At 61.2% G+C, this 14,861-nt stretch carries 14 protein-coding genes; 11 read left to right on the top strand and 3 right to left on the bottom strand.

What is annotated here, in order from left to right; translation table 11 throughout:
- Window positions 1–5: 5 nt before the first annotated feature.
- On the bottom strand, window positions 6–548 hold the full coding sequence (locus tag QM649_RS00605; RefSeq protein ID WP_415197053.1) for a helix-turn-helix domain-containing protein: 543 nt from the start codon (window positions 546–548) through the stop codon (window positions 6–8).
- A 193-nt stretch (window positions 549–741) separates the two neighbouring features.
- Here QM649_RS00605 and QM649_RS00600 point away from each other — a divergent pair, with 193 nt between their 5' ends.
- The 9 genes from QM649_RS00600 to QM649_RS00560 all read left to right on the top strand — a co-directional run bounded on the left by QM649_RS00600 (window position 742) and on the right by QM649_RS00560 (window position 10,005).
- Complete coding sequence (locus QM649_RS00600) at window positions 742–1,374, top strand: HD domain-containing protein (protein WP_415197052.1); 633 nt, start codon at window positions 742–744, stop codon at window positions 1,372–1,374.
- A 52-nt stretch (window positions 1,375–1,426) separates the two neighbouring features.
- Window positions 1,427–3,412 carry a GH39 family glycosyl hydrolase gene (locus QM649_RS00595; protein ID WP_415197051.1) on the top strand — a complete coding sequence of 662 codons (1,986 nt, stop codon included), beginning with the start codon at window positions 1,427–1,429 and terminating at the stop codon, window positions 3,410–3,412.
- Window positions 3,413–3,525: 113 nt separating this feature from the next.
- Window positions 3,526–5,244 (top strand): acyl-CoA carboxylase subunit beta, encoded by a 1,719-nt coding sequence (locus QM649_RS00590; protein ID WP_415197050.1) that lies wholly within the window; start codon window positions 3,526–3,528, stop codon window positions 5,242–5,244.
- Window positions 5,245–5,398: 154 nt separating this feature from the next.
- Window positions 5,399–5,713, top strand: coding sequence for a hypothetical protein (locus QM649_RS00585; protein ID WP_415197049.1), 315 nt, complete (start codon window positions 5,399–5,401; stop codon window positions 5,711–5,713).
- Complete coding sequence (locus tag QM649_RS00580; RefSeq protein WP_415197048.1) at window positions 5,710–6,603, top strand: hydroxymethylglutaryl-CoA lyase; 894 nt, start codon at window positions 5,710–5,712, stop codon at window positions 6,601–6,603. Before QM649_RS00585 ends, QM649_RS00580 begins: the two co-directional genes overlap by 4 nt.
- Before the next feature lie 206 nt (window positions 6,604–6,809).
- Entirely contained in the window at window positions 6,810–7,622 is an 813-nt protein-coding gene (locus QM649_RS00575; RefSeq protein ID WP_415197047.1) for an enoyl-CoA hydratase/isomerase family protein, read from the top strand.
- Window positions 7,623–7,906: 284 nt separating this feature from the next.
- Window positions 7,907–8,269 carry a VOC family protein gene (locus QM649_RS00570; protein ID WP_415197046.1) on the top strand — a complete coding sequence of 121 codons (363 nt, stop codon included), beginning with the start codon at window positions 7,907–7,909 and terminating at the stop codon, window positions 8,267–8,269.
- A 3-nt stretch (window positions 8,270–8,272) separates the two neighbouring features.
- A complete protein-coding gene (locus QM649_RS00565; protein ID WP_415197045.1) occupies window positions 8,273–8,815 on the top strand; it encodes an AAA family ATPase in 543 nt (180 codons plus the stop codon).
- Between the two features lie 158 nt (window positions 8,816–8,973).
- Window positions 8,974–10,005 (top strand): alcohol dehydrogenase, encoded by a 1,032-nt coding sequence (locus QM649_RS00560; protein WP_415197044.1) that lies wholly within the window; start codon window positions 8,974–8,976, stop codon window positions 10,003–10,005.
- A 68-nt stretch (window positions 10,006–10,073) separates the two neighbouring features.
- On the opposite strand, the gene QM649_RS00555 is transcribed toward QM649_RS00560, so the two are convergent.
- A complete protein-coding gene (locus QM649_RS00555; RefSeq protein WP_415197043.1) occupies window positions 10,074–11,753 on the bottom strand; it encodes an alpha-L-fucosidase in 1,680 nt (559 codons plus the stop codon).
- Window positions 11,754–11,987: 234 nt separating this feature from the next.
- On the opposite strand from QM649_RS00555, the gene QM649_RS00550 reads away from it, so the two are divergent.
- Entirely contained in the window at window positions 11,988–13,115 is a 1,128-nt protein-coding gene (locus tag QM649_RS00550; RefSeq protein WP_415197042.1) for a hypothetical protein, read from the top strand.
- A 26-nt stretch (window positions 13,116–13,141) separates the two neighbouring features.
- On the opposite strand, the gene QM649_RS00545 is transcribed toward QM649_RS00550, so the two are convergent.
- Window positions 13,142–14,107 carry a zinc-binding alcohol dehydrogenase family protein gene (locus QM649_RS00545; RefSeq protein WP_415197041.1) on the bottom strand — a complete coding sequence of 322 codons (966 nt, stop codon included), beginning with the start codon at window positions 14,105–14,107 and terminating at the stop codon, window positions 13,142–13,144.
- 93 nt (window positions 14,108–14,200) lie between these two features.
- On the opposite strand from QM649_RS00545, the gene QM649_RS00540 reads away from it, so the two are divergent.
- A complete protein-coding gene (locus QM649_RS00540) occupies window positions 14,201–14,830 on the top strand; it encodes a TetR/AcrR family transcriptional regulator C-terminal domain-containing protein (protein ID WP_415197040.1) in 630 nt (209 codons plus the stop codon).
- Window positions 14,831–14,861: the final 31 nt, after the last annotated feature.

Raw genomic sequence — 14,861 nt, 5'->3', positions numbered from 1 at the left:
TAGAGTTAGCTGGCTGCCTGGGAACGGCGACGGCCGGAGGCCATTTCACGCACCTGGTTCAGGAACATCGACTTCTGGAAGGCGTCCAGGCGCGGGATCAAAGCGGAGATCTCGGCCAGGAAGGGATCCGAGAAGATCGCATTGGTCTCAGCCTGACGACGGCTGCGTGCATCGCGCAGCAATGCGCACACGTCCACCTGAAGCGCGAGAGCAAGGCGCTCGAGCGAGGAGAGCGTGGGCATGGCCTTGCCATTTTCGATCTTCGAGATATAGGTGCGTGGGACCTGCATGCGTCCCGCAAGCTGACGCTGGCTCATGCCGCGTGACTGGCGGATTTCGCGCACAGCGCGGGCCACATCGATATCATCCTGTGGAGTGACAGCAGGGGAAGCGACGACCAAGTGCGGCGTCTGCGGCTCGGGTTCATCGACCTCGAGAGGCTTGTGGCAGCGGCGGCAGAGTGAGTTTGTGGTGCGAAACTGCACGAGACTGCAATGCTCGCAACGTAGTACCTCACGCGCCTCGACGGTAGCTAAGGTAGTTGCCATATTTTGTAGCAGAGAGCCAGAGCGGGCTTCTCTTGAAGCCGTGGAACTGCTGGGTCTATCGGCACTTCCGCGGCAACTTTCATGAGGATGCATTCGAGGTATCTTCATTGTCAAGTGAAAACTGTGATTCTGCCAAAGAAACCGGGAAGAATCCCGGAGAAAACCAAATGATGAAAGGAATAAGGGAAAGCGAATGACGATTGCGGATGCGTATACGCGGGAGAGAGCCTGGGAGTTGCTGACGGAGTGGACGCGGTCGGCGAGCCTGCTGCGCCATGCGCTGGGAGTGGAGACCTGCCTGCGCGCTTATGGAGAGAAGGAAGCGGACGCGCGGAGCCTTGCCGGGACGGAGCGCGAAGCGTTTGTGGAACGCTACGCGATCACGGGACTGCTGCACGACTTCGACTACGAACGGCATCCTTCACTCGAAGAGCATCCCTTCGTTGGTAACCGTGTGCTCGCTGAGCAGGGCTGGCCGGAAGAGATTCGGACTGCCATCCTTGGCCACGCAACCTATTCCGGCGTGCCGCGGGTGACGCATCTCGATAAAGCGCTCTTTGCATGTGATGAGCTTTCCGGCTTTCTTACTGCCTGCGCCTACGTGAAACCGACAAAATCCATTTTTGATGTGGAAGTTGCGGGTGTGAAGAAGAAGTTGAAGGACAAGGCCTTCGCGCGCGGCGTGCATCGTGAAGATGTGTATCAAAGTGCTGAGGAGCTGGGTGTGCCGCTCGATGAGCATATTGCCTTTTGCCTCGCAGCGATGCAGGCGGATGCGGACCGGCTGGGGCTGAAGGGTTCTGAAGGAGTGGTCACGGAATTGTAACCGTGGCAGTGCAAGACGCCGTTTAGTGTGAAAGCAGGAGGTCAGCGCGAGCGTGGGGCAATGGTGGCGGCGCATATTCTGGGCTCTGTTGATCGTGCTGGGCGCGGCCGTGCTGGTGCTGGGCGTGGCCTACCTGTGGATTCGCTACCTGCCGCCGCCTTCTCTGCCGCAATCGAAGATTCTCGTGCCGGTGGGCTGCATCACTGCGAGCGCCGGGCGTGGACAGATCACCGTAGCGTGGACGCCGGTGGAGAATGCCGTCGGCTACCAGGTGCAGCGCAGCACGCATGCGAACGGACCGTTTGCGCTGGTCAGCTCCGCTTATGGTGCTGCACCGGTATTTCTCCAGAACCTGCTTGAGCGCGCCTATCCCGGTGAGCCCTTTGGCCGGCTGCCGCGATCTCCTTTTGTCGATACGGATATTCGGCCTGGCACTACCTACTACTATCGTGTGCGTGCAAACGATGGCAGCGCGTGGAGTCCGGTAGGTGCGACTGGTTCGGCTGTTGCCGCGAGCGACAGCACATCTGAACCAATAGTGCGCATTGAGGTGGATGCGGGGCAGGATGCGGGCCTCTTCGCGCACAAATGGGAGATGGCCTTCGGCTCCGAGCACCTGAGCTACATGCTGAAGGGCGACATCAACGATCATCTGCGAAACGCGGGCGCTGGCCTGCGGGCGGGAAACAGGCTGGCGCATGACACGCTCGGTATGCGCTACGTGCGGGCGCACGGCATTCTCATGGACGATCCGAGTGTCTACACCGAAGACGCGCAGGGTCACGCTCACTACGACTGGAGCAAGGTCGATCAACTGTATGACATGGTGCGTGCCGACGGCATGCGGCCGTTTGTAGAGCTGAGTTTTATGCCGCGGGCGCTGGCGGCGCATCCGGGTGCGACGACGGTGTTCACCTACAAAGGCATCAGCTCGCCGCCGAAAGATTATGCAAAATGGCAGGCGCTGGTCGCGGCGTTGACGCAGCACCTCGTCGATCGCTATGGCCAGGCCGAGGTCGAGACGTGGCCCTTCGAGGTGTGGAACGAGCCAGATCTCAAGATCACGCCCGACTTCTGGAGTGGCACCATGGAGCAGTATTTCCGGCTCTATGACTACGCCGCTGCGGGGATCAAGGCCGTTGATCCGAAGATCATGGTCGGTGGACCGGTTGTGGCCTTCACGACCTTTCAGGAGCCATTCCTGCGGCACGTGACGACGAAGGATTACGCGACCGGAGCGACGCATGCGCCGCTCGACTTCCTGGATATGCACAACTACTACCTGCCGGTCTCGGATTATCGTCCGCTGCTGCGGCGGTACGGACTCGGGAATGTGCCGGTGTACTTCACGGAGTGGGGCGTCTCTCCGGAGTACGGAGATGCCGTAAGTGATACCGCGTATGCAGCGGCAGCGGCTATCCACGGCGTATTCGACAGCCTGGACCAGGTGACGGTCCTCAGCCCGTGGACAGCGAGCGATTACTTTGAGGAGAGCGGCAATCCGAAGGCGCTGTTTCATGGCGGCTTTGGAATGATCGGTCTCGACGGATTGCGCAAGGCGCGGTACTGGGCCTTCTACGAATTGCATCGCATGGGGACGCATCGCGCAGCGATGACGGGCACAGGCGATGGCTATGGAGGGCTGGTGCAGGGCGTGGCTACGCGCGATGGTGGCACCGTCGCCGCACTGCTTGCGAACGCAACCGATGAACATGCAAAGTCGATGGGAGCGCCGGCACTCGACCGGCACGTGGTGCTGACGGTGAAAGGGCTCGTGCCGGGACAGGCCTATACCGTCGAGCATGACCGCATCGACAACACGCACTCGAATGTCTACGGCGCGTGGCAGTCGATGGGCAGCCCGAAATGGCCGGACGCGAGTGCAATGCGTGTACTGCATGAGCGGGACGGATTGCAGACACTGGAACCGGACGCGCGGATTATGGCTGATGCGCAAGGCGAGGCGGTGCTCGAGTTCGATCTACCTATGCCAGCGGTTTCGTTTGTGCGGTTGAGCCTGGATTTGGCCGTGCGGTAGCAGTTTCTCGTCCGTTCTCTGCATGAGCGCTGGATCGCGACTGAAAGAAGCGAGGGTCGAAGGCGTATCGCCCTGCGCGCAGCAGGGATCGCGTGCTATGCTGGCCGGTCGCTATGGCTGCCGGAAATTCTGCCCGTCTGGATAACACGATCGCATCGAAGCTGGACCGCAACGCTCCGCGAGCGAAGCAGCACACCGCTGCCATGCTGGCGAAGTTGGGAGAAGTGCGTCTGCAGGAGAGCAGTATTCGCGAGGGTGGCGGCACAAAGGCCATCGAGGCGCAGCATGCGAAGAAGCGGCTCACCGCGCGGGAACGCGTCGATCTCCTGATCGATGCCGAGACTGTTTTTGTCGAGCTCGGACTCTTCGCGGCCTTCGGCATGTACGAGGAGTGGGGCGGCGCGCCGGCGGCAGGTGTGATCACGGGCCTGGGACGGGTGAGCGGACGGCTGTGCCTGATCATCGCCAATGACGCAACTGTGAAGGCGGGCGCGTTCTTTCCGATGACGGCGAAGAAGGTGCTGCGGGCACAGACCATCGCGATGGAGAACCGCATACCGACGCTGTATCTGGTGGATTCGGCCGGTGTCTTTCTGCCGCTGCAGGAGGATGTATTTCCGGATCAGGACGACTTCGGACGCATTTTCCGCAACAACGCGGTCATGTCGGCGATGGGTATTCCGCAGATGACGGCGATCATGGGCATGTGCGTCGCGGGCGGTGCGTATCTGCCGGTGATGACGGATACCGTGCTGATGACCGAAGGCAGCGGGCTGTTTCTGGCCGGGCCTGCGCTGGTGCAGGCAGCTATCGGGCAGAAATATTCGGCAGAGGAGCTGGGCGGGGCCGCGATGCACGCGGAGATTTCAGGCACGGTCGACTTTAGGGAGCCGAACGATTATTTGTGCGTGGCACGGTTACGATCTCTGGTGGCAAAGCTGGGGCAGCGGCCGGGCGCGCCATTTGCCCGGATAGCCTTCGAGCTAAAGCAGGATGCTCCGAAGCATGCGGCCGAAGACCTGTACGCATTGCTCGACCCCGATCCTGCGAAGGCGTCGGCGAACAGCTATGACATGCACGAGGTGATTGCGCGCATCGTCGATCGCAGCGAGTTTGACGAATATCGGCCCGACTACGGGCGCACGGTGATCTGCGGCTATGGCCACGTGGGTGGCTATGCGGTGGGTATTGTGGCGAATCAGAAGACACCGCAACCCCAGACCAGCCACACCGGCGAGAAGCGCGTGGAGTTTGGCGGAGTCATTTACTCCGAGAGCGCGGAGAAAGCGGCGCGCTTCATCCTCGACTGCAATCAGAACCTGGTGCCGTTGATCTTTCTGCACGATGTGAACGGCTTCATGGTGGGGCGGGATGCGGAGTGGAGCGGAATCATCCGTGCGGGCGCGAAGATGGTTGCCGCGGTTTCGAATTCGACGGTCCCGAAGATCACAGTGATTGTCGGAGGCTCGTTCGGAGCAGGGCACTACGCGATGTGCGGCAAGGCTTACGATCCGCGCTTCGTCTTTGCCTGGCCGACGGCACGCTACGCGGTGATGAGCGGCGCTTCGGCGGCATCTACGCTGGTCGAGATCAAGGTGAGGCAGCTGGAGCGCGGCGGCCGCAAGCTGAGCGATGAAGAAAAGCGCGATCTGGAGAGCTCGATTCGCGCCACCTACGAAGAACAAGCCGATTGCCGCTATGCCGCCGCGCGGTTGTGGGTGGATGCGATCATCGATCCGGCGAAGACACGGGATGCCATCCTGACAGCGCTCGAGGCTGCCGCGCTGAATCCAGAGGTCGCGAAATTTCATCCGGGTGTTCTGCAGACGTAGATTTCGCAGGCATAGTCTCTGTTGTCAGGGCTACAGTGCTTCGCACACAGGCATCTTTAGTATTCTGTCGCTTATGTCTCCTGCATCGACAAAAGGTAAGCGGCGGACGGGCTCCCGCGCCAAGAGCAGTGGCGGTTGGTTGCGGTGGTGGCCGGTGGCACTGGGCATCGCCGTCACGCCGGTGGCTGTGCACTTTGCAAGCATCTTCGCGCTCGAAGGACCGGCGGCGCTGCGTCTGCTCTATCCTTACGTGCTGTTATTGAAAGATCCGGCGCTTGGTCTTTCGAGTGATATGTCGGACGGCCTCTCTCAGGGAATGATGTACGCGCAGTTTCCTATCTACGGACTGCTCATGATGCTCACCATGCGCTCGCGCGGTGTTGGCGCGGGATTTGCTTCGGCGGTGGTGATGCACCTGCTTGGAGTGTTCGTGCTCTTCCTGATGGCGCATATGCAGGTGCCCAAATGACGAATCACACAACGAAGAATAATAAGGTGAAGCTGGTCGAGTGCCCGCGCGACGCGTGGCAGGGGCTGCCGACGCAGATTCCGGTAGAGATCAAGGCCGATTATCTGCGGCTGCTCTTTGCCGCGGGATTCAAGCACGTGGACGCCGTGTCGTTCGTTTCTCCAAAAGCGGTGCCGCAAATGGCCGATGCCGAAGCGGTGCTGGCTTTTGCCGATGCGCCGAAGGACGTCGAAATTCTCGGCATCGTGGTGAACAAGAAGGGTGCGGACCGGGCGATCGCGACGAACGCTGTGACGACGATCGGCTTTCCGTATTCCATTTCTCCGGAGTTTTTGCGCCGCAATCAGAACCAGACGCCCGAGGAGAGCAGCGACGCACTCGATGCGGTGGGTGAGGCCGCGTACAAGGCCGGGCTGGGGCTGTCCGTATATGTATCGATGGCCTTCGGCAATCCTTATGGCGATCCATGGGATGAGGATGAAGTCATCACGGCCTGCGAGCTGCTGGCCGATTCTGGCATCGAGCAGATTTCCCTCGCAGACACGGTGGGTCTGGCGACGCCGGAGCAGGTAGGTTCTCTGATCGCCGCGGTGCAGCCGGTGCTGGGTGAGGGCATCGAGCTCGGTGTGCATCTGCATGCGCGGCCGGAGACAGCGGCGGAGAAGATTCGTGCCGCATACGAGGCTGGCTGCCGTCGATTCGACTCGGTGCTTGGCGGCATCGGTGGCTGCCCATTTGCGCAGGACACGCTGGTCGGCAATATCGCCACCGAAACGTTGTTGGCGGAGCTGACGCGGCTGGGGGCAGAGCTGCCGAAGCTCGAGCCGCTCGATACGCTCATTCGCGCCAGCCAGGGTATCGGGCAGAAGTTCGGGACGAAAGTTCAATAAGCCCGAGAGCCTGTTATGCCTTTTCGCGTGCCGCTCAGATAGGTTCAATATCCGTCTCGACGCGCTCCTCGATCTCAGAAAAATTGGCTCCCATCCACGACCGCGCGAAAAGGCATAACAGGCTCTAGGCTCAGTCGTGCATGGCGAGTTCGCTCTCGAGGCAAAGCTGGAGTTAGACTCTCCTGTCAGTCCGGTTGGAGGTCTCGATGGGCCGTTTCACTACCATTCTTTGGCAGAAGGAAAACCACGTTGTCACTCTGAAGCTCAATCGGCCCGATCGCCGCAATGCTTTGAACCCGGTGATGGTGCAGGAGCTGACAACGGCGCTGGAGACGGCGGCTGTGGACGATAGCTGTGGAGTGGTGGTGCTAACCGGGGAGGGGCAATCCTTCTGTGCGGGGCTCGATCTCGACCACCTGGCGACGATGGAGCAGCGCACCGCGGAAGAGCATCGGCAGGAATCGGAATCGATTGCGCGCCTCCTGCGCGTGTTGCACGATCTGCCGCGGCCGACCATTGCGGCGGTGAACGGATCGGCGATTGCGGGAGGCATGGGGCTGGCGACTGTCTGCGATATGACGCTGGCTGTGCCGGAGGCGCGGTTCGGTTATTCCGAGGTGAAAATCGGCTTTGTGCCGGCGGTGGTGTCGGCGTTTCTGCGGATGCAGATCGGCGACAAGCGTGCACGCGACCTGTTGCTGAGTGGCCGGCAGATGAGAGCCGTCGAGGCCCTGGACCTGGGGCTCGTGACGCGGATCGTGCCCGAATCTGAACTGATGGAAGAAGCTCGAAGGCTGGCCGTATGCCTGCTGCGCAACAGTCCGGCTGCGATGCAGGCGACCAAGCGGCTGATGAACGAGTACGGGCGGGCTGAGCTCGATGCGGGGCTGGCCTTGGCGGTCACCGCGAACGCAGAGGCGCGCTCCACAGCGGATTTCCGCGAAGGGGTGCGATCCTTCCTGGAAAAGCGTGCGCCAGTGTGGCCCTCACTCCAGCCCGAAGAAATTTCAAAGAGATAAATTGCCGGTTGGGCTATATTCGCAGGCGGGTGCCGGCGATGTGGAGATCGGTGTGTCCTGGGTGAACAGGAGAGCGGCCCGGACACACCAATCCCAAGAAGGAGTTCCTTCCAACGGATTCCAGCTTTGGGGAAACTCTTAACAGGTAGACGACAGCCGACAAAGAAAGATGCAGTTTTCTGATTTTTTTGTCATGTTAAGCGATAAAAAGGCAGGCTCGCGGGCCAATCGGTTTGGTTTCGAAGTGTGAGTATGGGGATGTCTCAACCTTTTGGAGGAGATTCATGGCGAAGATCACGGGATTGGGCGGCGCGTTCCTGCGGGCTCGCGATCCAGAGGCGCTGTATGCGTGGTATGAGCACCACCTGGGGCTGAAGCGCGACCAGGGATGCTTCCAGCTTCCCGCGCAGGAACATCTGGGACCTGTCGTGGTTTCTTTCTTTTCGCAGGCCTCGGCCTATTTTCCCGTGCAGCAACCGGTGATGTTGAACTTCCAGGTGGATGCGCTCGATCCGCTGCTGGACGCCCTGGCGGCAGCCGGGGTGGAAGTGGATGCGAAGCGGGAACGGTCCGATTTTGGCGACTTCGGGTGGTTCACCGATCCGGAGGGGAACCGGGTTGAACTTTGGCAGCCAAAAGGGGAGTAGCGGTTGGGCAGTCAGCAGGTAACCTGGGTGATCCTTGCAGGACTCCCCGGGACAGGCAAGAGCACGCTGGCCGGGGCGCTGGCGCAACGCGCCGGCGTTGCCGCTGCGATTCTCGACAAGGACCGGGTGCGTGCCGCGTTGTTCCCGGATGCTCTGACCGACTACACCCGCGAGCAGGATGATCTCTGTATGACGGCTATCTACGACGCGGCGGCTTATCTCACGCGTCAGGGCAAGACCCGGCTGATTCTGCTCGACGGGAGAACGTACTCCTTAAGGGCGCAGCGAGAGACCGCAATCCGCGCGGCCGAGTCCGCCGGGGCGCAGTGGCGGCTGATCCATGTAGTGTGCCCGGACGAGGTAGCCGAGGTACGGCTGTCGCAGCAGCAGGCAGGGCATCCTGCGCAGAACCGCACGCCGGAACTTTACCGCGCGATGAAGGCGCGGTGGGAGGAGATTGCGGAACCGCATCTGGTGGTGGAGATGACGGCTGAAGTCGAGGCGGCGGTAGCGATCGTTGAGCCGTATCTCAAGAAAGGTGTTTGAGTTCTTCAAGCATTCTTGTCCACGCATGCCGAGCGCCACCCAAAATCATGATGTAGTGATAGCGCAACGACGGTGTTCTGTGGATGATAATGAGGCAGTTTTCCCCGGGTACCCAAAGGGCAATTCGACAGATAGAGATCGATAAGGAGGACAACGCCATGGCGGCAGAGACAAGAAAAGGCCGGTTTGCGCAAGTGGTGAGCGCGGGCGGCGCAATCGAGGTAGTAACACGCGAGGTGAGCAACCCCGGCGCAGGACATGTACTGGTGCGGGTGGAAGCCTGCGGGGTGTGCCACAGCGATTCGATTACCAAATACGGGATCTTTCCCGGCATCCAGTACCCTCGTGTGCCGGGGCATGAGGTGGTCGGCCGCGTGGAGGCGATCGGCGACGGTGTGACCGAGTTCAAGGTTGGTCAGCGCGTGGGCCTTGGCTGGTATGGCGGACACTGCGGCACCTGCGAGCCCTGCCGCCGTGGCGACTTCGTCTGTTGCATTCGCGCGAGCGTTCCGGGCATCACCTATGACGGCGGATGGGCCGACTATGTGACGGCTCCGCAGGCCGCGTTGGCCGCGGTGCCGGAGTCTCTCGATTCGGCCGAAGCAGGACCGCTGCTCTGCGCGGGCATCACCACCTTCAATGCGCTGCGCAACAGCGGTGCGCGTCCACCGGACGTGGTGGCAATTCTGGGCATGGGTGGCCTCGGGCACCTGGGCGTGCAGTATGCCGCGAAGTTGGGCTATGAGACGGTGGCGATCGCCCGCGGCGCGGACAAGGCTTCGTTCGCGAAAGAGCTAGGCGCGCATCACTATATCGATTCGACCGCGCAGGACGTGGCCGCAGAGCTGAAGAAGCTGGGTGGCGCGAAGGTTATTCTGGCCACCGTGACGGACGCGAGCGCGATGACGGCTGCTCTCGGCGGCCTCGGATACAACGGAAAGTTCGTTGTCGTCGGCGTGCCATCCACTCCGCTCGAGGTGCCGGTGGTGCCGTTGATCCTTGCGAAGCAGGCGGTAGCGGGCTGGCCCAGCGGTACCTCCATCGACTCCGAAGACACGCTGAAGTTCAGCTCGCTTACGGGCGTAAAGCCGCTGATCGAGAAGTATTCGCTGGACAAGGCCGCCGATGCCTTCGCCCGCATGGAAAGCGGTAAGGCGCGCTTCCGCGTGGTGCTTGAAACTGGGGCATAGGCCTCTTCGCGCAAACAAAACAGCCGCCGAGTTTGAGCTTGGCGGCTGTTTTATTTTGCATATGCGGATTAAAGCTTCTGCAGGAGCGCCTGTCCGTGCGTGGCACCGACAACCGTACCGGAGATGGTGCCGGTGTCACCGAGGCCGGTGACATCGATGACCAGCTCATCGGGGTGAACGGGGACGTGCTTGAGGAGCTTAGGCTGCGGCGCGCCGTCGAGGATGAGCGTGATGTCCCTGATCTCCGTGATCGCGCCCTCCGCGGGGACGAGGCGGAGCAGGTACTGCGCGGCTTCATTCACATATTTGTGCAGATCGAGCGAGAAGCGGCCGTCTTTCCAGTCGCCGATGAGGTTGTGCGACCATAGCGCCGAAGTCGCGTTCCAGTCCGAAGGTGGCGCAACGCCTGTGTCGTAGACCGCAAGCGTGCGTACTTCCGGTTCGGCAGCAGCTTTGGTCACGGTGATGCGGACTGCGTCGACGACGGTGGACGCAACTGGCTGGATGCGCTTGTGGCCGATGGCCGACCCTTCGCCGAGCGTGGTCCAGCTCCCGTTCACTCGGCCTTCGAGTGTATAAGCGCGAACCCGCTCGCCTTGTTCGATGGACTCCTGCAGGATGACGGTATCGATACGGGTTGGGCTAGCGAGCTGGAGCGTGACCTGTGCGCCCTTGCCGGAAGTTGTTGCGATAGGCCTCGCGAAGCGGCGCCTGATTTCTGTACCGAAGGCAGTCGCTGAGGCGACATCCGCCGCGGGCAGCAGGCCGCTGGGGTCCGGCGGAATGTTCAGCATCAGCTGCGCGCCGCGGCCAACGGAGCGGTAGTAGATCGAAAACAGCTGGTCCACCCTGAGAACCTTCTTCTCGTTGTCCGGAGTCCAGAACCAGTCAGGGCGGCGGATGGAAACATCGACCTCGCTGGGCAGCCAGCGGTTGCCGTTGGGATCGCTATCGAGTGCAGTCGCCGTGCCCGCCGCCGAAGCTCCCCGGTCGACGCCGTTCCAGCAGGGATAGGGCGCGAAGCCATCTTCGTTGCCCACCCAGCGAATGGTGGCAGCGGGGCCCTGAAAGACGGCGGCGTGCGGCTGGTACTTCTTCAGGATGTCATTGACCGGAGTAGCCGTTGCGCCGTCGAACCAGATCTCGACCAGCGGACCGTAGCGGGTGACGAGCTCGGTGAGCTGCGCGCGGTAGATCTCGTTATATTTCGCCTGCTCCTCGGGAGTCTTGCAGATGCCGCCCGTGGCTGCGCCGAAATGGTCGTCGCGCGGCGAGAGGTAGACGCCGAGGCCAAGCTGGAACTTGTCGCAGGAGGCACGGAGCATCCGCATGATGTCGCCTTTGCCGTCTTTCCATGGCGAGCTCTTCAGGCTGAAGTCGGTGGTGTCCGTCTGCCAGCTGCAGAAGCCGTACTGATGCTTGGCGACGAAGACGATGTACTTTGCGCCCAGAGCGACAGCGGTGCGTGCCCATTGATCGGTGTCGAGATCGACCGGATTTACCTCGGAGGCCGGCACGGAGAAGTCATGCGAACGGCCGTTGAGATAAGTTTCATTGCCGAAGTGTACGAACATGCCGATCTCGAGATCTTCCCAACGCACCTGGTCTGCGGTGGGATGCGCGAGAGCGACGCCTTCGTGAGCGAAGGACGACAGCGAGCGGGCGAAGAGCGCGGAGGCCCCAAACGACGGCAGGGCCGAGAGCAGTCCGGCTTTGGCGGAAAGGGTGAGCAGAGTGCGGCGATCCATGGAGGTATTTTAGGGGACTCTTCTAGACAGCTATACATTTCGGAGTCACCGCCTCGGTCAGATGCCTCCTGGCGATTGCTGAGCGGGCAGAGCGACATCCTGACAAGGATCGCTGCATGAGGCCAGTTTTGGGATGACTTCTGTAAGTAATCCCGCTTTGACCCAAGATCTGCGCGAAATCCTTATTTCCCCATCATTTGCCGGGGGGCTCACCCGATAATGTGGCGCATATTCATGGCTGCCGCTTTTCAGCGCAATCTGTCGAACATGGCGATCCTGCTGCTTCTCGCGCTCGCTGCGGTGCATTGTGTGCAGTCGACTTTCTACGGCAACGTCAGCTACATCAGCCTCGAGGGCTATGTCGCCGGCACGGATCACCAGCCTTACCAGGGACGCATTGGGATGATTCCGGTGATGAGCCTCGCCTCGCGGAGCAAGGCAATGGAGCGCGTCGCGGCGTTTCTCAACACGCGCGAGCGAGGCGAACTGGGACGCGTCGAGTCGGTCTGCGCCGAGCCGATGACGGTGCGGAAACTGGCCTGCCTGCAGGTGGGCTGCATCTGCACTTTGGCTGCTGTCGCTTTGGCTTCGCTTTATGGGTGGCGGCGAATGCCGATCCTCTGGTGGCTGCCGCCGTCACTGACGATCGCCATCCTGTACGCCTCCTGCGCAGCCCGCTATCTACAGGCACTCTGGTTCCCCTATGACCTGCCACACATGTTTCTCTTCGGGGCCTGTTGCGCCTGCATCCTCACCCGGCGCTGCGGCGCCCTGATACCGTTGTTCGCCTTGGACGTCTTCTTTCGCGAGACCTCTCTTTATCTGATCCCACTCTGCCTCTCTCTTGCTCCGCGGATGAGTCGCAGGCGGGTCACAATGCTTTGTGCCACGATGTTCGCCCTCTGGCTCGTGATTCACCTGCCGATTGCGTACCACTATCGGCATAACGTAAGCGAGACGGGCAATCGCATAAGGGCGAATCTGCGAAGTCTCGAGATGCCGCTGTACTGGCCCCAGATCGCCAGCATGCTTGGGTTCCTGCTGCTGCCTGTGTGGATGGGCCGCCGGCACCTGTCGCAGCACTCCAGGACTTTTCTCCTATGGTCGTTGCCGTGTTTTGCGGTAACTGCCTTTTACGGGTTGTGGATTGAGAGCAGGGTCGCGATTGAGTGGACCATTCCGTTTGCACTACTTGCAGCCGAAGAACTGAATAGCCGATTCCAGCGGCAGGTGGGGATGGCTCCAGCCGGTGGCTCAGCCGTCATGCGAATGCCCGGCCATCCGCGCGATCCCGTGATGCCGTATCTGCCGGGGAGGGAAAAGATCAGCGCAGGTGCGGCGATTGGCACCACGGCGCACTGATCTGGCATCGCTGAGCCCTTTCCGTCCTATGGAATCGTGATGACGATGCGGGGTGAGATCGGCGCCTGCCATGCCTCCTCGATCGCGGACAGGGGCATAGTCTTTGTCGCAATCTGGAGTTTGCCGGCTGCGGCGAGTGCGAAGGTGTGTTTCACAGCCTCAAGCAGCTTTGAGAACGGTACGCTCTTGATGCCGCTGCCCATCAGCACAACGGAAGAAGAGCGGAGTGCGGCGGACGGAAGGTCGATAGAGGATGTACCTGAGGCTGCGCCGACCTGTATAAAGCGGACAGGCGTGGCGTCCTCCACGGCCTGGGTGATGGCAGCGAGGATGGTTCTCGCACTCTGCCCCCAGAGATAGTCGATCACGACGTCGATACCGTGCTCGAACACAGCGCAGAGAGCTTTCTCATAGTGCTGCGCGCCTTCTGGATCGGAACCATCGAGCGAGAAGGGAATCACGGCGTCGGCGTTCAGTTTTTCGAGTTCGATAGCATTGCGACCGCTGACGATTACCTTGCCAGCTCCGAGATGCTTTGCGACTTGTACCGCGATCCTTCCGGCTGTGCCGGTCGCGCCGTTGATGAGGACGGTCTCGCCCGGCTGCAGGTGGGCACGCTCGACCAGCGAGGCCCACGCTGACATGCCAGGATTTGCGATGGCTGCTGCGGTCACCTCGTCGAGGCCGTCAGGAATCGGGATGCACTGGCCTGCCCGGACAATGGACCTCTCAGCCAGAGCTCCGAAGGGTGCTTCCGGCATCACGAAGTAGACGCGGCGGCCGTCCGCGGTCAGACCGGTGCCGTCGATACCGGCAACTGCGGGGAAGAGACCGTCGGAGCTGTAATGCGCGCCTGTCGAACGGGACTTGCTGAACTGACTGAGCGCGGACGCACTTACGGAGATGACTTCGGCGCCTTCCTGAGCAACCGGCTCGCGAAAGCTTCCAAAAATGGGACTGCGTCCTGCGGCTGTGACGATGGCTGCGTTCATACGATTCTCCTTCGTTCAAAATCTAACATTGTTCAATAAGTTTATCGATGTTCAATTTTGGAATGTCAAGCCTGTTATCGTGAAGGCATGAAGGTGAACCGCGACAGAGTGGCGGAGGCTGGGCTGAAACTGCTGAACGAAGTGGGGCTCGAGCAGCTGACGCTGCGCCTTCTCGGCAGCGAACTGAAGGTGCAGGCGGCCACGATTTACTGGCACTTCAAGAGCAAGCAGGAACTGATCGACGAGATGGCGACGCGGGTGCTGGCTGAGGGTGCGCCGCAGATGCTTCCCGGGAGAGATGCGGCCGACTGGCGTGTGTGGGCGACAGCCTACGGAACGGGTCTGCGGCAGACACTGCTGGCTTATCGCGATGGTGCGCGCATGGTCGCGGGCTCTCATCTGACGGACACGACGTACATGAAGACGGCCGAGCAGGTGGCCGCGAAGATTCACGACAAGGGCTTCACGGTGCGGCAGACGGCGGTGCTGATGAGCACCATCTTTAACTACACGCAGAGCTTCGTGATGGAAGAACAGGCGGTTTTTCCGCGGCCGGGTGAGCGATCCCCGCAGTACGACATCGAAGAGCGCAACGCCAGGCTCGATCCGAAGGAGTTTCCGCTGATGCGGCAGGCTGGAGCGATCCTCTTCGACCGCTATGAACGCCGGTATAAGGAAGGTCTCGAGCTGATTGTGCGCGGGGCTGCGCCACAGCAGGACTAGAGCCATATAGGCGGCTGATATCCTTCCCTCA

This window comes from Silvibacterium sp., from assembly GCF_047605705.1.
Classification (GTDB): Bacteria; Acidobacteriota; Terriglobia; order Terriglobales; family Acidobacteriaceae; genus Silvibacterium.
Note: the sequence above shows the minus strand (reverse complement) of the source record. Positions and strands in the feature narration are given on the sequence as shown.